The sequence below is a fragment of the Candidatus Dormiibacterota bacterium genome, from assembly GCA_035532835.1.
Classification (GTDB): domain Bacteria; phylum Vulcanimicrobiota; class Vulcanimicrobiia; order Vulcanimicrobiales; family Vulcanimicrobiaceae; genus DAHUXY01.
In genome coordinates this window covers 26,292-50,383 of record DATKQG010000038.1, presented here as the reverse complement: position 1 = coordinate 50,383, position 24,092 = coordinate 26,292, and the positions used below count along the sequence as shown (strand labels likewise).

Below are 24,092 nucleotides of genomic sequence, written 5' to 3'. Positions count from 1 at the left end.
CGGTGCGCATCGCCGTCATTACCAGCAAATACCCGTTTAGCCGCTCGGCCGAAGCCTTCTTCGCCGCCGAGGAACGGGCGCTCTTGGCGGACGTTGATGACTTGGTGCTGGCGCCGTTGCATTCGTCCGGCAACGAGCGTTTCTTTCGAAGCCGAGCGCACGCGATACGTCTCCCCGGGCGCCTTCGCGTCGCGCGAGATGCCGCGGTGGAATGCGCGAGATCTCCGCTCCGCACGCTCGGCGCGCTGCGCGCCGTCGCGCTGCATTCCGAGTCGCTCCTATCGTTATTGAAAAACCTGGCGATCTTCCCGCGTTCGCTCTATCTGGCGCGACAGTTTCGTCTCGCCGCGATCGACCACGTCCACGCATACTGGCTTTCGACCCCGGCGACCGCTGCATTCGTCATCGCGCAGGTGCTTGGCATCTCCTGGAGTGCGAGCGCGCATCGCTGGGATATTTACGCGCGGAACATGACGAAGAACAAATGCCGTTCGGCGGCATTCATCCGCGCGATTTCGCAGGAAGGCGCGAGTGCGTTGCGCGACAAGAGCGGCCGGCACGATTCGATCGAGTGCGTTCGAGTAGGGGTCCGTTTGCCGAACGTTGCAAGCATCGATACTCCGCGCCAAGAGCCTGCGTTCTTGTGTGCCGCATCGTTCGTACCGGTGAAGGGGCACGACGCGCTCCTGGAGGCATGCTCGCAATTACGTCGCGCCGGCCGCCATTTTCGATTGGATCTAGCGGGGGATGGACCGTTGCGCGCTCACATCGAACAGAGCATTCTGCGTCTGGACTTGCAGCATGACGTTCGCCTGCTGGGCCACGTGGAACACGACGATTTGATCGACCTGATGCAAGCGGGAACATACCGCGCAGTGGTCTTGACGAGCATCCAAAAGGGCTCGTTGAAAGAAGGCGTGCCCGTCTCGTTGATCGAGGCCATGGCCGCCGGTATCCCCTGCATCGCAACCGATAGCGGCTCCGTACGAGAGTTGGTCTTCCACCCGCACGGGATGCTCGTTCGACGCGATCATGTCGACGAACTTACGGAAGCGATGCGAAGGCTGCTCGACGATCCGTTCCTAGCACAGTCTATGGGAACGGCGGCTCGCCGGCACGTCGAAGCGCATTACGACGCATCCACCAACGTCCGCCGCCTGACGTATCTGATGCAGAGCGCCGTTCAGCACAGCAGCGCTATCTCGGCGCAGAACGCTTCCGCCAGTCCGGCCCGATTGTAGCGCTCCTGTACGAAACTCCGGCCGCTTTTTCCCATTTCCGATAACGCACGCGGATCGCGCGCAAACCGTGTCAGCGCGTCGGCCAGCGCGCGAGGATCCTCCGGCGGAACGGCCACGCCGCCGTGTGCGGCCTCGACGAATCGTTTGGCTTCGCCGTCGGCACAGACGATGATCGGCCGCGAAAGCGCTAACGCGTCCATCATTTTGGTCGGCAAGCTGTCCACGACGCCCTTGCGCAACGGGATCACGCACACGTCGGAGAGCGCCTGGACAGCAAACGTGCGCTGACGGTCGAGCGCCCCTAACAGAACGACGTTCGTGAGCTGTAGCTCCCCGATCAGCTCCAGGATGCGTTCGCGCTCGGCGCCGTCGCCGACCAACACCAGCTTGAATCGCGAATCGTTCCGCAGCAGATGCGCGGCGCGCACCATGATATCGGCGCCGATCGCTAGCCCGAGGTTGCCCGTATACGATGCGACGAATTCTCCCGGCCCTTTCACGAACGGGGCTTCCGAGGCAGGGGTCACCACATCGTATCCGTTGGGAATGATCCGTACGTTCGTATGCCCTCCGGAGCGGGCGCGGATCGCCTCCGCGCACGTTTCCGTCACGCATGTGACGAGCGCCGCCCTGCGATATAGAGCCTTCGCAACGTGCCCGACGACGCGGTACAAGGCCCCGGATTCGCTCCACTCGCCGATACGCGCCGCTACCTCCGGGTAGACGTCCCGAACGTCGACCACGAGTTTGGCACGGTGCCGGAAGCTCGCGAGCAGAGCCGGAAGCGCCAGCGTAATCGGCGGCGAACTCACGTATACGATATCCGCCCTGTGCGTACGGCACAACGCGGCGATGGAACACGTTAGCGCCGACGTCAACATATTGGCCAGCTTGGAGCGCCGGGAGAACGATCGGGTTACATACGACCAGACGGAGAGAACGTGCACGCCGTCGGCCCGCCGCATGTGCCTCCAGAGCTTCCGCCGATACGGCTCGGTTAACTCACCCGTCGGCCAACTGGGGTGGGTGGTGACCACGGTTACCTCGTGGCCTCGCTCCGCTAAACGACTCACAAATGCGCCGACGCGGTGGCTTGCCGCCCCGGTCTCGGGCGGAAAAAACTGCGTGATCACCAGAATGCGGCGCGAATCGTGTAGCGTGTCCATCGTGCAGGCTTTGCGTTAGGGCTTTTGGGTATCCTTGAGTCCTGTGGTCGTGGTGCATTGGAGGCCTTCGTCCACCCTGGAGGTCTCTATGGACCAGTAACGCTTCTGCGTACGCTTGTGCCATGGCAGCAATGGTTATTCCCAAGGGGTCGCCCGATCCTCAGGTATCGAGCCCGGCCCGCGAACTCCTAGAACGCCAGATCAGTACCGCAAAACCGCAACAGAAGCCAGCGAGTTTCTCACGCAGTTCGATCGCCGTGCTCGTCGGCGCCGACATCTGCATGTTCCTCATCTCGACCTACCTTGCCGCCTCCATCGTCCAGGGCACGGAATCCGTGGCCGACACGTATTACGTTTTTTCACATACGGCAATCATCTTCATCGCTATTTGGCTCATTACGTTTCAGCGCCTGGGCCTCTACAAATGCACGTTTGCGCTTTCGACCAAGGACGAAGTGTACTACTCCGCGGCGGCTCTCTGCATCGGCGTCGTCCCGCAGTTCGCCTTGTTTACTCTTTGGCCGGCGGTATCCACATCGCGCTTGATGCTCCTTCTTTCGTTGGGGCTCGCCGTGGTTGGTGTCGGTAGCGTCCGCGCCGCTTTGCATGCACTGCGGAACACGGTTCTCATGCCGCGGACGGAATGCGTTGCGGTCGTCGGGTGCAAGGATAGGGTCGAAGCCGCGATCCACTCGCTCAACTTCCCGGCATCCTGCCGCGTGTTTCAAATATTCATCGATCCCGTAGAAGAGACGTTTTCGAAAAACGTCGCAAACGAAGCGACGGTCACGAGCGCCGACTGGTTTTTACGTGCGGTATCGCACGGGTGCCAGCGATTGCTGCTCACGGAGCTTCTCCCTCCGGATTTCATCCCGGTGCTGGTAAGCGTCGCACAACGCTACAGCATGGATATCGCGTTTGCGCTTCCGCGCGTCGTCTCCCACGCTTATTCTCTGGACCTGCGCCTACAAGGTCAACAGGCGCTGCTCGTGCCACGCTCCCTGCGAGCCTGCACGCCGCTCGCCGGCTTTCTCAAGCGCCTGCTGGATATCGCGGTCGCCACGACCGCCCTCGCGGTAGCGGCGATCCCCATGGGTATCATCGCTCTGGCGATTAGGCTCGTCGATAAAGGCCCCGTCTTGTATGCTCAGACCCGCGTGGGCCAATTCGGAAAGCCGTTTGAGATGCTCAAGTTTCGTTCGATGAGCGCGAATGCCGAGGTCGAAAGCGGGCCGGTGTGGGTGCGCCCGGGCGATACTCGCGTAACGCGGCTCGGCCGCTTCCTGCGCCGCACCAGCCTGGACGAACTTCCGCAATTTATCAACGTGCTCCGCGGCGAGATGTCGGTCGTCGGGCCGCGGCCCGAGCGACCCTATTTTGTCGAGGTTTTTCGCCGAACGCTTCCGCGTTACGACGAACGGCATTTCGTGCGGCCCGGGATCACCGGCTGGAGCCAACTGCACATGGCACGCACACTACAAGAATCGGATATCGGCGAAAAGCTCAGCTACGATCTGTTCTATCTAGAAAACTGGTCGCTGCTTCTCGACCTCTCGCTCATCTTCAAAACCGCGACGGAAGTTTTCTTCGCTTCGGCCCGCTAGAATCCGTAGCGAACGAAAAACAAAAGGCTCGAGCCTCCGGGTTCGGGCCTTTTTACTTTCGGCAAGGACGAAAGCCCCAAGGGTTCCTACCGCCACCTAGGGCCAACGCGCACCGAAGAGCTGATATGGTATAGGGGTGCCCAGCATCGTTTCTAAATCTGCCGAGACGCTCGCCATCCGTTTGCTTGCTCAAGCCGCCGGGGTCGCAACCGGCATCGTGATCGCGCGCACGCTCGGCCCGGGCGACAAAGGGCTCTTTAGCTACGTCGCGGCGGTGCTGGGCCTGCTTCTGACGGTTTCGTCCGGCCAATCGGCAGCCGTCTCGTACCAATATGGCCGCCTAAAGATCGCAAGCGGTACCGTGCTGCACGCGCTTCGTCGAGTTATGACCGTCATCGCGGCGTCGCTGGCCATCGCCCTTACGATCGCATCGGTCGCATTGCACCAACCGCTCTTGCTCGTGGTCGCGGCCGTATTTCCGTTTGCTCTATTCAACCAGACGTCTCTAGCCTTTCCGCTGGCGGATGGCGACGTTCGTACGCAAAACGTTCAAAATTTATTGCTCACCACGCTTTTTTTCGCCGCGGCGTTTGTGGCGTGCGTTCTCTTTCACGCTACCTTGGACATACTGTTTGGCTGTTGGATCGCCGTCTATGCGGCGCTCTCGGTCCGTTCCTTTTACATATCGCGCCGATACGACGGGCCGGCCGATAACGTCGCGGCCGCAGTAAAGCGCCAACTGCAGTTTGGCACCAAAGCGACCCTCAACCAACTCGTTGCCGCGCTGAACTACCAGATCGACATCTTCATCGTCTTCGCGTTTTTGGGCGCCCCGGCCCTTGGAATTTATACGGTTGCGATCGGGGTCGGGCAGATGCTGTGGCATCTGAGCCAGCCGCTGGCATCGTCCACCTTCGGTCTGGTCTGCTCCGGAAGCTTCGAACGAGCAGCGGAGCTTACCGCAACGTGCGTACGGCACGCCTTTACGGTCGTGGGTGCGGGAGCCTTGATTCTCTTCTTTGCGGGGCCGCCGTTAATCACCGCGATGTACGGCCCGCGTTTTACTCCCGCCGGCGAAGTGCTTCGATGGCTGCTACCCGGTATTATCGCCTATTGCTCGACGCCGTTTTTTGGAACGTTTCTCGTCCAACAGGTGGGTAAGCCGGGGGTCATGACCGTCATACTAGGCGTTTCAACCCTGTCGTGCGCGCTCGTAACCATTGCGCTGATTCACCGCTTTGGCATGGTAGCGGGAGCGATCGGTACGTCGGCGTCGTATTCCATTTCGCTGGCGATCGCGGCGGTCTATTTTTGCAGAATAACCAACGTGCCCATGCACCGCCTCTTTCTTATCGATCGCAGGGACGTTCAACACTACGTGTCCGCCTTCCATGGCCTGATAGCGCGCGTGCGAGCGCTTAAGGCCGGCGCACCCGCGCAATGAGTGCCCCGAACCCCTCTAGATCGAGTGGCCCCTGAACGATGCTTGTTACGCGTCCGTCCGGTCCCACAACGATGGTTGTCGGGATGAGGCTAGCTCCGAGCGCGCTTGTGGCCAAGGACGCGTCCAGGAGAACCGGATACCGGACGTTCATGGCCTGGACGAAGCTGGATACTCGCGTTGCAGGCTCGCCTTGATCGATACCGACGATATCCACGCCTCTTGGAACGTGCCGATCCAGCGCAGCCAGGGCGGGCATCTCGCTCTGACAAGGCACGCACCACGTGGCAAAGACATTGATGACGAGGACGCGGTTGCGTCGCGCCGTTAACGTGACGGGAACACCACGCAAATCGGTGAGATGAATGGCCGGCAATGCATCCCCGACGCGAAGTGGATGCTGGGATCGAACCGCATCGTACAATCGACGAGCCTCGGAGCGCAATAATGGGACTTTGAGAGCGGCCGATAGGACCAATGCGGCGGCGCACGCTGACGCGATCCCGTAGACAAGAGCCTTGCTCATCGGCGCATTTTACCCATATTTTTAGGGCTTTTCGTCGCTCCCGGCCGTCCCTGCCGCATGAAACAATCGCGTCATGAAACGTACATATTGGGCCACCATGGCTACACTTTTCCTCCTCGCCGCGTGCGGCGGCGGGGGAGGCTCAGGTTCGGGTTCGGGTTCCACGGGCACGCCGACGCAGGTTGTACCCGTGCAGACGCCGCAGCCGAATCCCGCCGCGATCCTCGCTCAGGTTAACGGGCCCACGGGCCCAGAGACGCTAGCGTTAGACTCGGTTGTCTTTTCGTGTGGTTGCCAGCCCGACGCGGGCCAAACCGCACTCGCCGGCCAGACTTCGACCGATGCGAACGGAATGATCGCTCTGCCGAGTAGCAGTTCCGGCATCCCTTCCGGGACGTACAGCCTCGTGGGAGGCCGCAACTATCTCATCGTTACGAGCGGCTTTAATACCGAGAGTTGGACGATGGAGCACGTCGGCACGGTGCCGGCCAATAACCTCACGCTTAGCGCCGGCCCCGGCGCTGGGACCGACCCGGCTCAGGCAGCAGCCGCGCTCTACGTGTTTCGATTCTCCGACGCAACGCCGCCGGCCAATCTAGCTTACGACGATTGGAATTTTTCAACGATCGCCAGCTGGGTCGCACGCATGCGCTCGGGGCCGGTGAGTGCCGCAGAAAGTACATTACTGACCGACATCAGCGCGTCCCAGGCAGCGGGAAAGTCGCTCTATCCCATGGCGCCGCCGTGGAATCGAAATCTCCCGACAAATCCAAACGCGGGCACCATCAATACGGATTTAGCAAACGTGCAGCAAAGCGCTGCGACCGAACCGAGTCTGCCAACCCCATGCCCGTCGGGCGGCTGCACCGGGACGCCGACGCCGTAATGCGCGGCTTTGCACTCGCACTCTTGAGCTTGTGCGCTTGCGTACTTCTCAACGTTCGTGCAGTCGACGCGAAAGCGGTCGTCATCTCCGAACTGGGCACGTTCCCACTGTTAGGAGATAGTGCTTCGACTCCCGATCTTCGGCAACATATCGCCGTTCGGCAAACGCTGTTCAAAGCGGCGGGCGCCGAACTCGGCTTAACGAAGGCCGAATACGCACAACTCTCCGATCGCATCGAAAGCAACGAGCTCGCGTGGGTCACGGTGCCGCAACATTTGGATGCGATGACGTGGTCGGATGCCGGCCGCGTATATGTTATCCACGACGTCACCATCCCGGCGAACACGCGCGGCTGGGAAGCAGATCTGCACGAACCCGATGCGATCTTGGCTGTCTTCATTCCGGCCCGTTGCGGAAATCTTTCGCTCGTGCGACGCGCGCTTCCGGTCGTCGCCGAGGTTCCGAAGGTACCCAGCATTCAAACCGTTGCCGTGAACGTGCCCGACGCGATCGTGCCGAAAGACGCCCCGACGCTTCCCGCTCGATATTCGGTGGTAGATGCGCCGCCGCCGCCGGCAGATACCATCATCCGGCCCAGCCGCCGGCGCACGGACATCCTACCCTTCCTTCTGAGCGCACTCGTCTTTGTACTCGGTGGCCGCGGCGGCACTATTAGCGGTTTCACGCCGCCATATATACCGCCGGGGGCTTGTACGTGCTCGTATTGATCGCGTCCCAACGCCTACGACCCAATGGTCCTAAACAACGGCGCGATACGCAGTTCTTTTATCCTAGCCAAGCTGACAAATTGGAGCCTGCCGTGGCGTCGATCACATGCTACATTGACAACGACACCGCCAAGCCGTTCCACTAGTCCTAAAAACAGGAGACGCCATGCGTCAATTGCTCGCCCTTCTCACCGTGTTGTGCCTCCTCGCGTGGGGAACGCCGCTACGTGCACAGACATCGCAATATCAGGTACACGCCGGCGACCAGCTCGCCGTTCAGGTCTATGGCGATTCAACGCTCACGCAGACCGTCACGGTCCTGCCCGATGGTTCGATCGAGTATCCGCTGATCGGGCAAGTGCCGGTTGCGGGACTGACTCCCGTAGGAGTGGAGAACGCCCTGAAGCACCGCCTGACTCAGTACGTCAAGCACCCGGTCGTCACGGTGATGATCGCGCAACAGGGCCAGCCCAACGTTTTGGTCCTCGGCAACGTGAAGACGCCGGGCAAATACACGCTTCGTTCCGGCGCTCGCTTGACCGACGCGATTGCGGCCGCCGGCGGACTGGGCGAAGTCGACGGACTGCTGCCGAACGCGCGCGTCTCTGACGGCGCCCAGCAAATCCAAACCGTGTCTCTGCAGAAATTGCTGCACGACGGCGACACCGCGCTCGACTTGCCGGTGCAGGAAGGCACCGTCGTCTACGTTCCGGGCCCGATGCAGTTTGACGTAGAGGTCGTGGGAGCCGTCGACCATCCCGGGCAGATCGTGCTCAACCAAGGCGACCGTCTCTCGATGGCCATTGCGAAGGCCGGTAACAGCGCCGGCGCTCAAGCCGATCTCAATAATATTCGGCTCGTAAGAACGCTGGCGGACGGTAAATCGGCGACCTACAAAATTAATCTCTATCGGGCACTCGAGCAAGGGCAAACCAACTATGACGTAGCGCTTCAAAAAGGCGACGTCATCTACGTCCCTCAGGCCTCGCAGCACAATCATAGCGGTGGGCTGACCGCATTCCTCTACCTGCTTAGCCGCATCCTCTGAAGGAGCACCACGTGGACCGTTTGCAGACCAACGGCAACGCCGTTGCCGCACTCCCCGGCACAACCACAATCCCGACGCAATCCGCAGATACGCGCGACGGCCGCTCCCTCCTACGGCTCTTCGAACGCCGGTTCAAGGTCATGATCGCCGTCTTCGCCGGATTCGTCCTCCTCGTCGTGATCGCGTCGCTGCTCGCGCCGAAGTCGTACACGACCGTGGTGAAGCTCATCGCTGGGACGAGCGGAACGTCGAATGGAAACGCGGCGCCCGATAGCGAGCTCCCCATATTAAATGCCTTGCTGCTCGCGAACAGCAATCAATCGGCCGAAACGTATGCCGAACTCTTTCAAGAGACGCCGGTAGCGCAGCAGGTCATTCAGAATCTCGGCCTCCACACATCGCCCGGCGCGTTGCTCAAGAACGTCAGCATCCAACCCGTTACCAATACGGCGATCCTGGCTCTGGCCGTGACGTGGTCGGATCCGGTAACGTCGGCGAAGATCGCGAACGAGTTCGGAACGGTCGTCATTTCACGACAGCGCGATTTGATCGCGGCACAAGCGGTTAGCGCTATCGGTTTCCTCTCCAAAGAGTTACCGGCGGCGCAGCAGCGGCTGACGGACGCCCAGACTGCGCTCGCCGCCTACGAGACCTCACATAATATCGCCGACATCAATACACAAACGCAGGGCCTGATCTCCGCGCTCTCCGCGATCGATGCTAGGGTCGGCCAAGAACAAGTGGACCAACGGCAGGCGGCGGCGCAGTTGGCGACCGTTCAGTCGCAGATGAACGTGACGCCGGCAAACATTAACGGACAGACGTCGATCGATCCTAATCCGGTACGCGCCCAGCTCGATACTCAGTTGGCGCAAGTGGACGTGCAGTTGGACACGGCGCGCCGCCAGTACACCGAGAAGTATCCGGCCGTGACGGCGCTCGAAAACCAGCGGGCCGAACTTCGACGTCAGATCGCGGTGACGCCGTCGACGATCGTCGCGTCCAGCAATACCGTTCCCAATCCGGTGTACCAGCAGTTGGAACAGCTTGCGGCGCAATTGCGGGCACAAATTGCTTCGGCTCGCTCGCAGATTAGCACACTGCATAGCCAGCGCGTGGCGATGCATCCTTCGCTCGCCAAGCTACCGAAAGAAGCGGCACAGCTGGCGGACCTCGAGCGCGCGCAAAAATCCGCCGAAACCGTATACTCCGCTCTGCAGTCCAAATACGACAACGCCTCCGTCGCGAAATCGACGGCACTCAGCGACGTCACGGTAACGCAACCCGCAACGGCAGCGGGAGCCGTCGTGCGGCCAAATCTACTCCTCAATACATTGGTGGCGATTCTGGTTGGATTGATCCTTGCGATTACGACCGCATATGTGATGGACTTCTTCGATCGCAAAGCCCGAGACCAGGAAGACGTCGAGCAAGAACTCGCGCTCGCGCCCTTGGCATCGGTGCCCCTGATTCAGCTCAAGGACGGAGCACTCGTTCAGCCGTGGGTAAAAGCCCTCACGATCGAATCCTTTTGGCAACTTCTCATGTCGGTACGGTATTCGCTGGACCATCCCGTACGTTCGTTATCCATCACCAGCCCGACTCAGGGCGACGGCAAGTCTACGATTGCATTGAATACCGCCATCGCGATGGCAGAGTTCGACCCCTACATCTTGTTGGTCGACTCAGACATGCGCCGGCCCTCGATCCATCGGATGCTGGGGCTCAAAAACGATGTCGGCCTGTCGGACTTCCTTGCCGGAACGAAAGATCTGAGCGATGTCATCCGGCAGACTCGCTATCCCGGACTCGACGTGATCACGAGCGGTACGACCGCGCCCAACCCCTTGAAATTACTGGAGTCCGGCCGCTTCGATGCGTTAATGGAGCGCGCCCTCGAAAGATATCGCTGCGTGATTTTCGATAGTGCCGCGACCACGGCGACGCTCGACCCGGCAGTTGTAAGCCTGCGCACGGACGGCACCATTTTCGTGGTCTCTTCCGGCGCGACGGATCTACGAAAAGCCAAAGAAGCGCTCAAGCGTTTCGAACAGGTCGGGGTGCGCAATATCCTGGGCTTCGTGCTCAACCGCGTCGCACCGACCCACATCGACTATTCGGGTTACTATTTAGGACAGGGCAATCAATCGGCGGTCGGCCAAAGCATGATCACATCCGGGTAGTCCGATAAGAGGTAGCATGCGACTGCTTTCGTTCCTCATCGAAGCACAGGACATCTTCGTCCCGGCGCTTTCGGAAACGCTTATTGCGGCGGATTTCGACGTAACCGAAGTCACGCCGCAACCGGACATGCACGCCCTGCTACAAGCCAAGCCGGATGCCGTATTCATCGACCTAGATTTTGTCGAACGCGACCCGTTGGAAGCGCTGAACATCATTCGCACGCTGCTCCCCGAGACGCTCCTTTGCGTCTCCACCAGCGATCCACAGTCCGGATGGTGGCGTTCTTGCCGCGCGGCCGGCGCGAACGCCGTTTTCTCCAAAGCGTCGACACGCGATGAGATTATCGCCGGCCTCAAATACGCCGCGTCGAGCGGCGGTTTTATCGACCGGCGGCTCGACGAGCGTACTCGAAGCCGGTAGCGTTCAGAAGCCGCTGGGAAAGCTGACGCTCGGGATCTGCGGGGGGACGACAAACGGAGCGCCGACTTCCAGAACGATCTCTTCATGTTGCAGCAACTGGATCGCGTTGGGGTCTCCGCTATATTGCGTAAAGGCCGGTCCGGCGGTCCCATTTCCGGGATCCTGCGCGGTAAAGATCATCGTCTGCGCACTATCGCCGGCGATGTCCGTCGTGCTAAGCGGTTCGCCCCAAATATCGAAAAATTCACCAAGCGTGAATTGCGCGATAGTTGTCGACTCGACGTGAATGATGCCGGATGCGTCGTGCGTGTGGAGATCGTAGTCGCACTTCCCACCGCTGACAATTCCGTTGACCGCAGCTACGGGATCAAACATGCCGATCGCTGCCGGGATCGCAACGCGCGTTCCGCCCATGTACAGCGACAGGTGAGCGTGATGATGTAATGCGAGCGGGCCCGAAGCGCCGTTGCACGTGAGGCCGTCGCTCGAGGGCGCTCCATTTTGAGGCCCGCTTGAGGTATCGCCTTCGGGAAACGTTGGGTTTCCGAGTACCTCCCCTTCGAACAACACAATCGGCGTAGGGGCCGCTGCCGGAACAGGCAGAACGCCGCCGGGTGTTGCGCTCGGACTCGAACTATTCCCACCACCACATGCGGCAAGCGCGATCGCGGCCGCGGTAAAGGTTGAGAATATCTTGGAACGCTGATGCATAATGAAGTCCTCCACCCGACCGGTTTTCCGCCGCTCGACTTCGGCCTTGGGCCCTTGCACCTATCGGCATTGGAACGTTGGGGCCTATGGCTGGGGGCTGCCGCAACGGATACTGACACTATGAACATCCTATCGACGTTGCGCAGCTATATTTCGTCCGCGCGGCATAGCGTACGCGAACAGCGTACGATCGAGCGCTTCCCCGACGTGCATTTTGCGACCGGTGTGTTGCTGCGAGCCGAACACCGCTTCTTCCCGGGACCGGGCCTCTTTATCGATCACCGCGCGTATCTGAATTGCGCCGGTGGGGATTGGTGCGATGGCAGCGGGTATATCCGAACCGGCAAGAACTGCGAGATCGGGCCGTACTGCGTCATCTGGGGAGCCGGCGGCGTAGAGCTCGGCGACGACGTCCACTTGGGACCCCACGTGGTTATTTCAAGCCATGGATCCAATCCAATCGAACCTTGGGTGAACGACCCCTACACAAAATTGCGATTCAGTTTCGAGCCGGTTATCGTCGAATCGCACGTCCTGATCGGTTCCGGCGCGGTATTGGTCCCCGGGGTCCGCATCGGGCACCACTCGCTAATCGGAGCCGGCGCGATCGTAACGTCGGACATCCCGCCGTATTCCGTGGCGGCCGGCAACCCGGCTCGCGTGATTCGGTCGGTCGACACCGGGCTTCGTGAAGCGGCAGATGCTCGATACAGCGCCGCAAAGTGAGGCTCGCGCGATGTACGTCGTTTTGCACGGGGAGTATTCGACACAAGCACAGGCGCTCTATTTCCGCGAACGTGAGAGCGCCCAAGCCGCTCTGGTTCAGATCGAAGAACAGCGCGAACGGCCGAGCGTAACGGTCGTGAACGAGTTCGGCGGGCAGCTCACATTTGCTCCGTCGCGTTTTCCCCGCGTGGAGTTAGCCGATAGCGCGCCGCCAGGCACGTCTCCACAGCGATACTCCGAATACGGCGGCATTTCGTGGTGAGGGCGCATGCAGCAGGTACTGCCTAGAAAATATCGACGCTCGCTCGCCCTTGCATTTCCGGTGCGCTGGGAGGCAGATCGCCCGTACCGATTAGCCTCGCCGGACGGCGATACGCTCGGCCCATATTACATCGATTGGTTCCCCGGTCAACAGACGTTGGGCGAGGATTGGACTTGCGCTCCGTTTGACGAACGCGGCGTCATCCTCACGCCGCAAGGTGGTAAATATCATCCCGTCCGCATCGCGCAATTTGGACTGCACCATCATGCGGCGTGGCTCGCGAATGCAGATCGCCGATCCCATGCGAACTTCTTACATCAGGCCCGTTGGCTTCGCGATCATCACATGCAGATCAACGGCGTGCCCGGAGCGTACGCGTATGATTTCCCGAATGCGCCGTACGGCGCGGACGCGGGCTGGATATCGGGGATGGCTCAAGGCGAGGCCATTTCGCTTCTGTTGCGGGCCGCCGAGGTATGCCCGAACGACGGCTATTTCGAGGCGGCTTTGACCGCCGCGCAGGTGTTTCGGCACGACGTTCGAGAGGGCGGCGTCTGCTGGCGCGCGGGCAAGCTCCTTTTTTTTGAAGAGATCGCCGTGGCGCCCGCCACACATATCCTCAACGGCAATATCTTCGCCTATTGGGGCCTGTGGGATCTACATAAAAAAACCGGTGACGCCTTGATTGCCGGGTTGCTCGCCAACGCGCTGGAAACGATCTGTCAAACGCTGCCGCTGTACGACGCAGGGTATTGGTCGTATTACGACCTGTTGGTTTCGAAGAACGGCCATCGGAAAGTGGCCGTTTTGAAATACCACGCCATTCACATCGCCCAGTTACGCGTGTTGAGCGCAATGACGTCGAACGCACAACTGGCCGAAGTCGCGAACCGATGGTCCGCCTACGTGAACGACCCGCTCTGCCGCGCCCGCATGCTCGCGAACACGCTCGCCGGCCTACCCGAGCGCTTCACAACCAAAGCCGATACAATCCCAGGCGGCGCCCAGCCGCTACTTCAGTAACACGCGCGCCTGCGGGACTACTCGCGCGCCAACGAGGTATCCGACATCGACGTCGCGGTCCGCACGAGCGTCGGCTTGATACCCTCCCAAGGCGGCGTCATGCCGCGACGTTAAGAAGCCTGATCTTGCGACGCTTCGCAGCAGCCCGTTTATCACACTCTACAGCAAAAAGGTCGCTCGCAAGCTGCGCATTTAGCCAAAACCGCGCTGGCATTTTTAAGGCCGCCTCAAAGCGGAGTGCCATCTCAGGTGATATGCCGCGTCGCCCATGCACGATATCGCTTACATAAGCGGGGCTGACGCCAATAGCTTTGGCAAACGCTCGCTGCGTAATGCCTAGTGGTTCAAGGAATTCGCCTATTAGTATTTCGCCAGGCGTTATCGGCGGCTTGCCCGCAATAGCTTTCGCCATAATCTTCCTCCCTTAATGGTAATCAACAATCTCAACGGCGGTGGCATACTCTTCCTCATCCCACCTGAAACAAATACGGTATCTCCGATTGATTCGAATCGAGTACTGACCCTTACGATCGCCATCCAGCGCTTCCAGATGATTGCTCGGAGGAATTCGGAGCATCCCCACATCGCTTGAATAATCGATCACCGCGAGTTTGCGGCGCGCTATGGCATGAAGCTCAAGAGGAAGCACTCGACGCGCGGCTTTAGTGACGCGACCACGAAAAATGTCTTCGGTGCCCGTATCCGCGAAGACCTTAATCATAGTCCTATATTATCAGAATATAGCAACAACGACAAGGCCCTTGACCTACGGCTGCGATAACAGCGCTTTCTGCGGATCCGCAATAGCCTGCGTTGCCTCGTCATGCACACCGGCATTTTTGTCGTGCATCAAAACGTAGCGCAGTGCGAGGCCGTAGGCTTTGGGTAGCGCGTTAGCCTCTGCTACGGGGACGTCCGGAGCGATCCCCGTGCCCTCCCAGTTCGTCTTCGTCACAGGGCTATACGCACGCCCCTCCGGAATGAAAATTGCAAACGAATGGCCGAGGTTATGCGGGTCGCCAGGATTCGCGCCACCGCCGGTCGTTTCTCCAACGATGGTTATTCGCTTAAGATTGTGCAGATCGTATGTAAACTGTTCGGCGCATGAAAACGCGTGCGCGCTAGTCAAGACATAAATGGGCTTGCCAACATACAACGGACCCGGGACGGTCGGTGCCGTGTACTGCTGAATTTCGGTAGTGATGGCGGTTTTCGGATTCCGCAACATCATCGATGTGATGGGTTGCTGCGAGTCGAAGAAGTAGCCTTCGAGCGTTTCTGCGGCGATGGGATTGCCGCCCATATTATGACGAAGGTCGATGATCAGCGCGTCGGTACTCGCGACGAACATCATCGTAGCTTGCACCGCTCGAGCGACCTCGGGGTCTCCCGAAAAATACTCGAAATCGACGTAGCCGACGTCTCCCGGTAGGCGGCGTACCGAGACGAATCCGAAGTTGTTCTTCAGTTCGCCTTCGTGTTGCGCAGACTTCGCGGCTGCGGAGTGATCGCTCGGGGCATCTTCAGGATTGAAGGGATACCAAAGACCAACATGTTTGTCGTGCGTAACAGCAAAAAGGTCGCGATTCACCGTGATACGCAGGGCCTTCGGATTCGTAATCTCTTCGTATTGCGGGGTCTTTGCCTTCAACATTGCGGCAGCTTTATCGCCGAACTCGGGAAAGACGTAGGCGCTGAGCGCCTTCTCGGCGTTTGCCATGACGCTGTCTACTTGAGCGCTAGTCAGTGCTACAGTTGCCGCAAGGGCAAACGCCGGAATCATTACACGAATCCCCTTCGTTCGAAGACGCTAAATCGGACGGCATGCGTTCCGACGATGATAACGCGGAAAGCGCCGCGCTTCACACCGTTTTAAGGGAGATTTGGCCTAATCAAGCGAAGAAAACAAGGTGATCGACGCAATTGACCGCGTATTCTCTGTGCCTTACAATCCGATGCACGCATTTCGTTCAAAGATTTAGCCGAACGCGTCGGTTTGAGCGCGAACGCGGTTGCCGAGCGCGTGCGCAAGCTGCAAGAGCGACGTGCGATCCTCTCCTACGACGCCGAGATCGACCCATCGATATTCGGGTTGACGATTCATGCGCTCGTCGAAGTAAAAATGGAGTCCACGACGACGGCCGAACAGTTCGAGGCGCGGGTCGCAACCGTACCCGGCATCGTGCGTGCCCTAGTCACAACCGGTCATTATGATTGGGTGCTGGAAGTGCTCGCGCGCGATCAGCACGATCTCCAGCGCATCATCGAAGCGCTTCGCGTCGGCGGCATTACACGGGATACCTACAGCCGCGTTATCGCAAGCGACCGAAAATTCGAGTTGTTGCGCAAACGCCGTTAAGCCCCGCAATAAGCAATCGAGTTCGAGGCTTTGGAGGCCTTGCCGACCGGCTACAGGTCCCTCAAAGCGCCGTCACATAAGGGCACATTTCATGGGATGACCGGGACTCGAACCCGGACGCTCTTTCGAACTGCAGATTTTAAGTCTGCTGTGTCTACCGATTCCACCATCATCCCGTGGGCACTACCGGCTACTGTTGGTAGTGCTCTACCGTACTTGCCGAGCGGAGCTGTGCTTCGCCGGGATTTTGGCCCGCATCGCGGCGGGCGCGGCGCTGGCGGAGTAAATCCCAATACCGGTCGAGTTGAACCTCGAGCGATTCGAGGCGAGCGAGATCGTTCTCGCTAAGGGTCCCGCGGTCGCCGTGTTCGAGCAGCGCATGCTCCTGGGCGATCAGGTCTTCGATCTGCGCGTGAATGTTCTGGTCTTCCATCGTGTGCGTTACCTCCGGGGGCGTGTCGGCTGCATCCTGCCTGCGTGTTCGTGTATAGGGGATGCGTCGCGTTGCTGTAGCAGAAACCCCAACAACAAATCGGCCGTCGTCGCGGTCGCGATATCGCGCTGTAGCAACTCCAGGGCGGCATCGAGCACGATGATGCCGGCCGGGAGGATGTCGGCCCGTTGCGGCTTCATGCCGGGGAGATCCTTACGCTCTTTATACCCCAGGGCGCACAGCCGTACTAGGGCGCGCTGCAGGTCGCTGCGCGTAAGCTCGAACGTCGCCAGCTTCCCCTTCTTGCCGCGCACGACCGCGGCGGTCGTCGTTGCCGAGCCGCCCACCAGCGCTAGGCGCTCGACGGCGGGGAAGGCTGCCAGGGGCACCAGCGCCTCGCGAGCGATCGCGCGGGCTCGCTCGATGGTGAGCAAGTCCACGACGCCTTGTCGCCCCGCTAACGCCGGGACGGCTTCGGTGAGGCGCACGGCGCCGATCTCGCACGAAACGGTCTGCTCGGGGTCGTGCCCGTCGCCGACGGCATATTCGGTGCTCCCGCCCCCGGTATCGATGACGCCGAGCCGGGCGCCGGGCGCAGCGGGAACCGCCGTCGTCGCGCCGCGATACGAGGCCGAGGCTTCTTCATCGCCCGAAAGGACGCGCAACGGCACCCCTACGATATCGTGAATGCGCTCGGCAAATGCGGCGCCGTTGGTGCTGCGCCGCACCGCGCTCGTGGCGATAGCGAAGATTTTGACGTAATGCCCGCGCACCGCGCGAAGATGCGCGCGGACCGCATCGGCAGTTCGCCGCATGGGCTCTTCGGCAAGCGCGCCGCCTTCAACTAAGCCCTCGCCGATCCGCGTGCCGATCGAGCGCGCAAGATCGATATGCGGTTGCTCGGGTGCCATATCGGCAAGCAACACACGCGTTGAATTGCTGCCAATGGAAATAACGGCGTAGTGTCGGCTCACGGTCTAAGGGGGGTCTTACGAGTCTTGCTGCGCGTCGAAGAGCGTTGCGCGGCGCTTCTTTTGTAGAAAGTGCCGCTCCACCGACGTGCGCCCGTCCACCACGTCCCACTCCTGCGTGCTTTGGAGGTAGGCGGCGATCTGCGCTTCGAGCTGTTCGTCGTTGAGCTGCGGCACGAGCGTCACCATCGGGCGGCGCGCGCCGGCGTGCACGGTGAACGCCAGGCGCTTGCGCGAATTCAAGGCCCGTTCGTAGACGGCCAAATGCGACTCGACATCGCCGACCGGAACGCTCGCAAGTTCGCCGCTCTCCAGCCGAACGGTCGCTCCGAACGCGTTGAGATTGATCACGATTCCGTAGGTGCTGTCGGTCACGGAGCCGTCGACGGTTCGGCCGAGGGTGCCGGGCTCACGAAGATCATCTCTTCCTTAGGCCCAACCAGCCGCAGCCGCTCGTGAATGTCCGGGATGGCGCCTTCGGGATCCCGCAACCGGCGAAGTTCGCGTAGTTGCCGCTCGCGCCGAAGTTTGAGGGCTCCGATATCGGCCTGGGTCGCGCTGAGTTCGTGCGCCATCGCAATGTTCTGATCGATCAGTCGAGCAAACTGAATGCCCGCCAGCGAGAATAGCAGCATCGCCACGAGCATTACGGTAATGCGCCCCGCAAGACGAAGCATCAGCGGAGCACGCGTACGCTGCTTCACGGGCTCTTTCCGATGGTCTCCTGGCGCCCTACCTGCCATGCGCCTACCCGCCGATATTTCCGATAGCGTTGCTCCCGCAACGTCTCCGGCGCTAATGCCGAGAGCCGCTGCACCGCGGCGTACATCGTTCCGAGCACGCGCGCGACCACGCCGGCTGGATCGCGATGTGCCCCTCCCAGCGGCTCCGGCACGATTTCGTCGATGATGCCGAACTGCTGCAGATCTTGGGCGGTGAGTTTCAACCGCGAGGCCGCCTCTTCCGCTTTTGTCGCATCGCCCCACAGGATCGCCGCGCACCCTTCCGGCGAAGCTACCGAGTACACGCTGTGCTCCAGCATGATGACGTCGTCGGCGATGCCCAGCGCAAGCGCGCCGCCCGAGCCGCCCTCGCCGATGATGGCGGCGACGATCGGCACGCGTGCTTCGGTGAATTCATATAGGCAGCGCGCGATCGCTTCGGACTGGGAGTGTTCTTCCGATGCAATCCCGGGGTCCGCGCCCTTCGTATCGATGAAAGTGACGATCGGCACCCGCAGGCGCGACGCGGTATGAGCCAGACGCTGAACTTTGCGGTAGCCCTCCGGGGTTACCATGCCGAAGTTGCGGCGCAGGTTTTCTTTCGTATCGCGGCCCCGTTGCTGGCCGATCGCCATCACCGGGCGGCCGCGCAGCATCGCAAAGCCGGCAACGATCGCCGGATCGTCGCGCATGTGGCGATCGCCGTGCAATTCGTCGAAGCGGTCGAGTTGCGAGAGATAATCGAGCGAGGTGGGGCGGCTCGGATGCCGCGCCATGTTCACTTTTTCCCAGGGACTGAGCCGGCCGAAAACTTCGCGCAGGATCTCTTCGTACTTCTGTTCCAGCGCGGCGATCTCGGGAGACATATCCAGCGGTTGGCTCGCGTTCGCGGCGCGCAGCTCGGCGATACGTTTTTCGAGTTCGAGAAGGCCCTTCTCGCGGTCGACGATGACGTTCATGCCGGCACCGCGACGTACTCGAGCAAACGTACCAGCGTATTTTTGAGCTCGTGGCGATCGACGACCATATCGATGTGGCCCTTTTCCAGCAAAAACTCCGCGGTTTGAAATTGGTCGGGTAGCTTTTGACGGATCGTCTGTTCGATCACGCGGCGTCCGGCAAAGCCGATCATCGCTTTCGGTTCGGCGATAATCACGTCGGATTCGAAAGCAAACGACGCGGAGACGCCACCCGTGGTCGGGTCGGTGAGCACGGTCACGAAAAAGTTGCCGTCTTCAACGAAGCGAGCGACCGCCGCCGTCGTTTTCGCCATCTGCATCAGGGCAAACATGCCCTCTTCCATGCGCGCGCCGCCGGATGCGGTAAAGATGATGCACGGCACCTTGCGCTTAAGCGCCTCTTCCAGCAAGAGCGCGATCCGTTCGCCGACTACCGTCCCCATCGTGCCGCCGCGAAAGTGGAAATCCATGACGCCTAGCGCGACGTCGTGGCCCCCGATTTGCCCGAAACCGCACACGACGCCCTCGGTGAGCCCGCTCTTTTCGCGATCGCCCGATAATTTCACGGGATATGTTTTGCGATCGACCCAGCCTAATGGGTCGCCCGGCAGAATCTCGCTGCCGACCTCGTTGAAGTCGCCGTCGATCAACGTGCTGATGCGATCGAACGCCGTCATGCGAAAATGATGGCCGCACTTCGTGCAGACGAAGAGGTTCGCCGCAAGATCGCGACGGTAGAGTACCTCGCCGCACTTCGAACACTTACTCCACAATGCGGCATCGCGCCCATCGTCACTTCGGCTACGGCGAATCCGCAGCCATTCCGGGATCGCCACGATCTACTCTTCCATTCCTACGATTTGCCCGGGAAAAGGCGCGCCGTGTAGAGCTTGCGTAATTGCGTGAGATAGTTGACGATCTCTCGCTGATTGAGCTTCGATTCGCCGACGATCCGGTCGGTAAACACGTACGGAATTTCGATGGCGCGGCCATAATGCGCTTTGGCGATAACTTCGAGCCCGATCTTGAAACCGATCGGGTCGAGTTCCACGCCGTCGAGCGCCTCGCGACGCACCAAGAAATATCCGCTCGTGATGTCTTTGACGTTCGTGAGGGGACGAGCCAGCCAACACGCGACCTTTGAGGTGATAATCCGCCGCGCGGGCCAATTCGTAATGCCGCCGCCTTTGACGTAGCGGCTGCCGATGGCCAAGCCGTATTCGCCGGAGGCCAGGGCCGCAACCATTGCCGGGAGGATGGCGATATCGTGGCTGAAATCGGCGTCCATCGCCCCCAGAGCGCGCGACTCGGGGCGGGCGGTCTTCCATCCATCGATCACGCCGCTCGAAAGCCCGAGCTTGCCGGGACGGTGGAGGCACCGCACGGGCAGCTCCTTGGAAAGCGCATCGACGATCGCGCCGGTACCGTCCGGCGAGTTATCGTCGACGACGATAATCTCTCCGTCCAGGCCGTTGGCGAGGAACAGCGCACCGAGCTCGCGCAGCAACTTTTCGATGCCGCCGGCTTCGTTGTACGTGGGGATGACGATTGAAAAGGGAAGTCCAGGCATAGTCAAACGCATATTATACGACGCGGGGCACGCCAACTCCGGTCAGGGGGCCTGATTTTACACGGTACCGAGGTAGCCGATCACCGACAGCAGCATCAAGCCCGCGGTCTCCGTTCGCAGCACGCGCCCTCCCAAATGTAGCAACGTTGCCCCGGCGTTCTTCGCAGCATCGGCTTCGCCGTGCGAAAACCCGCCTTCAGGCCCGATGACGATGAGGATCCGCGCCGTTCCCTCGAGTAATAGCGGCAGCGTTGTGCGCAGCGCATCGGGCGGCGCCAACTCCCACGCAAACAAGACGCGGTCGTACCGTTCAAACGACGAGAGCAGTTCCTCGAACGATTGCGTCGCCGCGATGATTGGAACGTCGCGGCGCCCGGATTGCTGCGCGGCTGCGACCGCCAGCCGCCGCCATCGTTCGATCTTCGCTGCACCCGTCTCGCGCGCGATGGCGCGCTCGGAGGTGAACGGAAGGATCGACGCAACGCCGAGTTCGGTCGCCTTCTCGACGATGAAATCCATTTTTTGCCCTTTGGGCAATCCTTGCGCGAGATCGATGCGGATGCGCGCGGGCTCGTTCGACGGAGCATGGAGCGTTTTCTCCAACGCAGCTCGTACGCGCGCGCCTTCGATCCGCAGGATTGCCTCGAACACGCACGCCGCCGAATCTACGGCTTCGATCGTATCGCCGTCGCGCAGCCGTAACACGTGCACGATTTTGTGCGCGTCGCTGCCTTCGATCTCGACGGTCTCGCCGGTTGCGCGCACGCCCTCGATGAAAAAGCGCCGCGCGGGCATTCCTTACTCCGGGCGGAACGCGTCTTTGACGCGGTCGAAGAAGCTCTTTTCGTCGATCGCATCGCCGCCGGCGCGCGCGTACTCTTCCAGCAGCTCTCGCTGACGCTTATTCATCTTGGTAGGCACCGCGACGTGGATCGTTACGTGATGGTCGCCGCGCTGGCTACCGCGCACGCTGGGCATGCCGTGGCCGCGCAAGCGCAACGTCGAGCCGGTTTGCGTGCCGGCCGGAATCGTGAGCGGCAGCTCGCCTTCGAGCGATGGAACGCCGATGGTGGCGCCCAGCGTCGCTTGCGGAAAACTCAGCGGAATATCGACGTACGTATCGAGCCCATCGCGCCGAAGCAGCGGATGCGGCGCAACGTTGAGGTACACGTACAGATCGCCCGCCGCGCCGCCGCGAATACCCGCTTCGCCGCTGCCCGCGATGCGAATGCGCGACCCGTCGTCGACACCGGCCGGAACCTTGACGCTCAAGCGTCGCTCCACTTCGCGCCGTCCGCGACCGTTGCACGTTTCGCACGGTTGCGCGACGACGTGGCCCTCGCCATCGCAGAACGTGCAGGTCGTTTGCGTCACGAACTGTCCGAGCGGCGTTTGGCGCACGGTGCGCATGATCCCCGAGCCGCCGCATCGCTCGCACGCCGTGATCAGCGTGCCCGGAGCCGCGCCCGCTCCTTTACAGGTGTCGCATTGCGCCAAGTGGGAGAACTGAATTTCCTTGGTGGTGCCGGAGAATGCATCTTCGAGCGTGATTTCTAAATCGTAGCGCAAGTCCGAGCCGCGCTGCGGACCGTTTCTGCGGGGTTGGCCCTGGGCGCGCGCGTCGCCGAAAAACATATCGAAGATATCGCCGAAGCCCGATTGCGCGAAGCCCCCGAATCCGAAATCCGCGCCGTTGCCGGCGCCGTTCACCGTGCCGAAGCGATCGTACTGCGCGCGTTTCTGCGGATCCGAGAGCACTTCGTAGGCTTCGTTGATTTCTTTGAAATGGTGCTCCGCGGTCGTTTTATCTTCCGCGACGTCCGGATGATGCGTGCGCGCGAGCGAGCGGTAGGCACGCTTGATTTCCTCGGCGGACGCGGCGCGTGCGATACCAAGCAGTTCGTAATAGTCTTTGGTCGGCATGTTTGGAGCGTATCAACCTTTACTTATTTGAGTTCGACGTCGGAGAGACGCTCGGAGAGTGTTTCGGCGGTACCTGAAGCTAGGGCCAGCAGTCTGCCGTACGGCATGCGCCTCGGGCCCAAAATCGAGAGCATCCCAACGGCATGCTCTCCAAAGCGATAGGGAACGGTGACGACCGAGAGATCGGTGAGTTCGTCGAGCCCCAGCTCCTGGCCGATGATGACGCTGGGTTTTTCGGAGCTGATCGCCTCTGCGACCAAATCGTAGAGCGTCTTCTGCTCTTCGACAATGCGTAAAATCGAGCGGAGCTTCCGCAAATCTTGGAACTCGGGCTGATCGAGCAGATTCTGCGCCCCGGCCGAGGTGATCGTCGCACTCTCGTTCGAGCGCGCCGCGCGCAATGCTTGGGTGACGGCGCCGCGCAATTCTTCGTCGATGCCGAGTTCGCTCGCGGCGGCGGCCACATGATCCTCGCCGATGTCGCGCAGCGGACGATTGGAGAGCCGCGCGTTTAACGCGTTCGAGAACCGCGTCAAGTCGTCGGCGTGGATTTCGGTTGCCAATTCGAACAGGCTCTGCGTCGCAACGCCGAGGGACGTCACGACGATCGCTACCCCGGAGCGCGGCGAGAGCCAAATCAATTGGAGATGGCGGAACACCTGCGAATCGGGTTGCGGCTTCGTAACGAACGCCAGGTTCTTGGAGAGCCGGCCGACCAACCGCGTGGTGTGGTCGATGATCTCGTCGAGCTCGCGGCTGGCGTCGCGCAATTCGTCGCGGATGCGCCGGCGGTCGTCGCCCGCCAGCTCCTCCGGCTGCATCAAGTCGTCAACGTAGGTGCGGTAGCCGGCATCGGACGGCACGCGCCCGGCGGAGGTATGCGGCTGGACCAGGTAGCCCCCGGCTTCCAGCTCGGCAAGCTCGTTTCGAACGGTCGCGGAACTGACGCCCAGGTTATATTTCTGGGTCAGTGTGTTCGAGCCCACCGGCTCGGCCGTGGCGATGTACTCGTACACCACCGTGGCCAAGATGTAGGCCTTGCGCTTGTCTAAACCGCCCTCGCCCTTCATAGCCCCTTATCCTAGCACTCCATGCCAAAGACTGCCAAATGCTTTCGTACTTCTCCCTCCGAGTTCCGCCCGCCCGGGGACGACTTTTCCGGCAGGCTTGGCGCAGGGTCGACGGTAAC

Annotated in this window: 27 protein-coding genes and 1 tRNA gene; 12 read left to right on the top strand and 16 right to left on the bottom strand. The window is 60.9% G+C overall.

The window, feature by feature from the left end; genetic code table 11:
• Positions 1–2: 2 nt before the first annotated feature.
• A complete protein-coding gene (locus tag VMW12_05405; GenBank protein ID HUZ49164.1) occupies positions 3–1,241 on the top strand; it encodes a glycosyltransferase in 1,239 nt (412 codons plus the stop codon).
• On the opposite strand, the gene VMW12_05400 is transcribed toward VMW12_05405, so the two are convergent.
• Positions 1,184–2,407: a glycosyltransferase family 4 protein gene (locus tag VMW12_05400; protein HUZ49163.1), complete on the bottom strand. Its 1,224-nt coding sequence runs from the start codon at positions 2,405–2,407 to the stop codon at positions 1,184–1,186. The genes VMW12_05405 and VMW12_05400 overlap by 58 nt on opposite strands.
• Before the next feature lie 122 nt (positions 2,408–2,529).
• Between VMW12_05400 and VMW12_05395 the strand changes: the two genes are divergently transcribed.
• From VMW12_05395 to VMW12_05365, 7 genes are all read left to right on the top strand, one after another.
• Complete coding sequence (locus VMW12_05395) at positions 2,530–4,011, top strand: exopolysaccharide biosynthesis polyprenyl glycosylphosphotransferase (GenBank protein ID HUZ49162.1); 1,482 nt, start codon at positions 2,530–2,532, stop codon at positions 4,009–4,011.
• Between the two features lie 136 nt (positions 4,012–4,147).
• Positions 4,148–5,455 (top strand): polysaccharide biosynthesis C-terminal domain-containing protein, encoded by a 1,308-nt coding sequence (locus tag VMW12_05390; protein HUZ49161.1) that lies wholly within the window; start codon positions 4,148–4,150, stop codon positions 5,453–5,455.
• Between the two features lie 620 nt (positions 5,456–6,075).
• The gene (locus VMW12_05385; protein ID HUZ49160.1) at positions 6,076–6,864 is read left to right on the top strand and encodes a hypothetical protein; all 789 of its coding nucleotides are present in this window, start codon (positions 6,076–6,078) and stop codon (positions 6,862–6,864) included.
• Positions 6,825–7,592 carry a hypothetical protein gene (locus tag VMW12_05380; GenBank protein HUZ49159.1) on the top strand — a complete coding sequence of 256 codons (768 nt, stop codon included), beginning with the start codon at positions 6,825–6,827 and terminating at the stop codon, positions 7,590–7,592. Before VMW12_05385 ends, VMW12_05380 begins: the two co-directional genes overlap by 40 nt.
• 166 nt (positions 7,593–7,758) lie before the next feature.
• Positions 7,759–8,640, top strand: coding sequence for a polysaccharide biosynthesis/export family protein (locus tag VMW12_05375; GenBank protein ID HUZ49158.1), 882 nt, complete (start codon positions 7,759–7,761; stop codon positions 8,638–8,640).
• A gap of 11 nt (positions 8,641–8,651) precedes the next feature.
• On the top strand, positions 8,652–10,823 hold the full coding sequence (locus VMW12_05370; protein ID HUZ49157.1) for a polysaccharide biosynthesis tyrosine autokinase: 2,172 nt from the start codon (positions 8,652–8,654) through the stop codon (positions 10,821–10,823).
• Positions 10,824–10,839: 16 nt separating this feature from the next.
• Entirely contained in the window at positions 10,840–11,244 is a 405-nt protein-coding gene (locus VMW12_05365) for a hypothetical protein (protein HUZ49156.1), read from the top strand.
• A 3-nt stretch (positions 11,245–11,247) separates the two neighbouring features.
• Here VMW12_05365 and VMW12_05360 read toward each other — a convergent pair whose 3' ends face one another.
• A complete protein-coding gene (locus VMW12_05360) occupies positions 11,248–11,955 on the bottom strand; it encodes a hypothetical protein (GenBank protein ID HUZ49155.1) in 708 nt (235 codons plus the stop codon).
• A 120-nt stretch (positions 11,956–12,075) separates the two neighbouring features.
• On the opposite strand from VMW12_05360, the gene VMW12_05355 reads away from it, so the two are divergent.
• Genes VMW12_05355 through VMW12_05345 form a run of 3 tightly spaced genes read left to right on the top strand, consistent with a single transcriptional unit; the run spans position 12,076 to position 13,966 of the window.
• Positions 12,076–12,681 carry an acyltransferase gene (locus tag VMW12_05355; protein ID HUZ49154.1) on the top strand — a complete coding sequence of 202 codons (606 nt, stop codon included), beginning with the start codon at positions 12,076–12,078 and terminating at the stop codon, positions 12,679–12,681.
• Positions 12,656–12,943 (top strand): hypothetical protein, encoded by a 288-nt coding sequence (locus tag VMW12_05350; protein HUZ49153.1) that lies wholly within the window; start codon positions 12,656–12,658, stop codon positions 12,941–12,943. Before VMW12_05355 ends, VMW12_05350 begins: the two co-directional genes overlap by 26 nt.
• A gap of 6 nt (positions 12,944–12,949) precedes the next feature.
• The gene (locus VMW12_05345; GenBank protein ID HUZ49152.1) at positions 12,950–13,966 is read left to right on the top strand and encodes a D-glucuronyl C5-epimerase family protein; all 1,017 of its coding nucleotides are present in this window, start codon (positions 12,950–12,952) and stop codon (positions 13,964–13,966) included.
• A gap of 97 nt (positions 13,967–14,063) precedes the next feature.
• Here VMW12_05345 and VMW12_05340 read toward each other — a convergent pair whose 3' ends face one another.
• From VMW12_05340 to VMW12_05330, 3 genes are read right to left on the bottom strand one after another with little or no spacing between them, the layout of a single operon-like run.
• Positions 14,064–14,378: a HigA family addiction module antitoxin gene (locus VMW12_05340; GenBank protein HUZ49151.1), complete on the bottom strand. Its 315-nt coding sequence runs from the start codon at positions 14,376–14,378 to the stop codon at positions 14,064–14,066.
• Between the two features lie 12 nt (positions 14,379–14,390).
• Positions 14,391–14,687: a type II toxin-antitoxin system RelE/ParE family toxin gene (locus VMW12_05335; GenBank protein HUZ49150.1), complete on the bottom strand. Its 297-nt coding sequence runs from the start codon at positions 14,685–14,687 to the stop codon at positions 14,391–14,393.
• A 45-nt stretch (positions 14,688–14,732) separates the two neighbouring features.
• Positions 14,733–15,686 carry a S41 family peptidase gene (locus VMW12_05330; protein HUZ49149.1) on the bottom strand — a complete coding sequence of 318 codons (954 nt, stop codon included), beginning with the start codon at positions 15,684–15,686 and terminating at the stop codon, positions 14,733–14,735.
• A 213-nt stretch (positions 15,687–15,899) separates the two neighbouring features.
• Here VMW12_05330 and VMW12_05325 point away from each other — a divergent pair, with 213 nt between their 5' ends.
• Positions 15,900–16,325, top strand: coding sequence for an Lrp/AsnC family transcriptional regulator (locus VMW12_05325; protein HUZ49148.1), 426 nt, complete (start codon positions 15,900–15,902; stop codon positions 16,323–16,325).
• 92 nt (positions 16,326–16,417) lie between these two features.
• On the opposite strand, the gene VMW12_05320 is transcribed toward VMW12_05325, so the two are convergent.
• The 11 genes from VMW12_05320 to hrcA form a co-directional block, all read right to left on the bottom strand.
• Positions 16,418–16,501 (bottom strand) — tRNA-Leu (locus tag VMW12_05320).
• Positions 16,502–16,515: 14 nt separating this feature from the next.
• A complete protein-coding gene (locus VMW12_05315) occupies positions 16,516–16,758 on the bottom strand; it encodes a DUF2630 family protein (protein HUZ49147.1) in 243 nt (80 codons plus the stop codon).
• An 8-nt stretch (positions 16,759–16,766) separates the two neighbouring features.
• Positions 16,767–17,732, bottom strand: coding sequence for a hypothetical protein (locus VMW12_05310; protein ID HUZ49146.1), 966 nt, complete (start codon positions 17,730–17,732; stop codon positions 16,767–16,769).
• Between the two features lie 15 nt (positions 17,733–17,747).
• Positions 17,748–18,104 carry a hypothetical protein gene (locus VMW12_05305; protein HUZ49145.1) on the bottom strand — a complete coding sequence of 119 codons (357 nt, stop codon included), beginning with the start codon at positions 18,102–18,104 and terminating at the stop codon, positions 17,748–17,750.
• Positions 18,101–18,433, bottom strand: a complete 333-nt coding sequence (locus tag VMW12_05300) for a hypothetical protein (GenBank protein HUZ49144.1) — start codon at positions 18,431–18,433, stop codon at positions 18,101–18,103. The genes VMW12_05305 and VMW12_05300 overlap by 4 nt, the downstream gene beginning before the upstream one ends.
• A complete protein-coding gene (locus VMW12_05295) occupies positions 18,430–19,410 on the bottom strand; it encodes an acetyl-CoA carboxylase carboxyltransferase subunit alpha (protein HUZ49143.1) in 981 nt (326 codons plus the stop codon). The genes VMW12_05300 and VMW12_05295 overlap by 4 nt, the downstream gene beginning before the upstream one ends.
• On the bottom strand, positions 19,407–20,246 hold the full coding sequence (gene accD, locus VMW12_05290; protein HUZ49142.1) for an acetyl-CoA carboxylase, carboxyltransferase subunit beta: 840 nt from the start codon (positions 20,244–20,246) through the stop codon (positions 19,407–19,409). Before accD ends, VMW12_05295 begins: the two co-directional genes overlap by 4 nt.
• A 17-nt stretch (positions 20,247–20,263) precedes the next feature.
• The gene (locus VMW12_05285; GenBank protein HUZ49141.1) at positions 20,264–20,980 is read right to left on the bottom strand and encodes a polyprenol monophosphomannose synthase; all 717 of its coding nucleotides are present in this window, start codon (positions 20,978–20,980) and stop codon (positions 20,264–20,266) included.
• A 57-nt stretch (positions 20,981–21,037) separates the two neighbouring features.
• Positions 21,038–21,775 (bottom strand): RsmE family RNA methyltransferase, encoded by a 738-nt coding sequence (locus tag VMW12_05280; protein ID HUZ49140.1) that lies wholly within the window; start codon positions 21,773–21,775, stop codon positions 21,038–21,040.
• Between the two features lie 3 nt (positions 21,776–21,778).
• Positions 21,779–22,903: a molecular chaperone DnaJ gene (gene dnaJ, locus VMW12_05275; GenBank protein HUZ49139.1), complete on the bottom strand. Its 1,125-nt coding sequence runs from the start codon at positions 22,901–22,903 to the stop codon at positions 21,779–21,781.
• A gap of 23 nt (positions 22,904–22,926) precedes the next feature.
• Entirely contained in the window at positions 22,927–23,973 is a 1,047-nt protein-coding gene (hrcA, locus tag VMW12_05270; protein ID HUZ49138.1) for a heat-inducible transcriptional repressor HrcA, read from the bottom strand.
• Positions 23,974–24,092 lie beyond the last annotated feature (119 nt).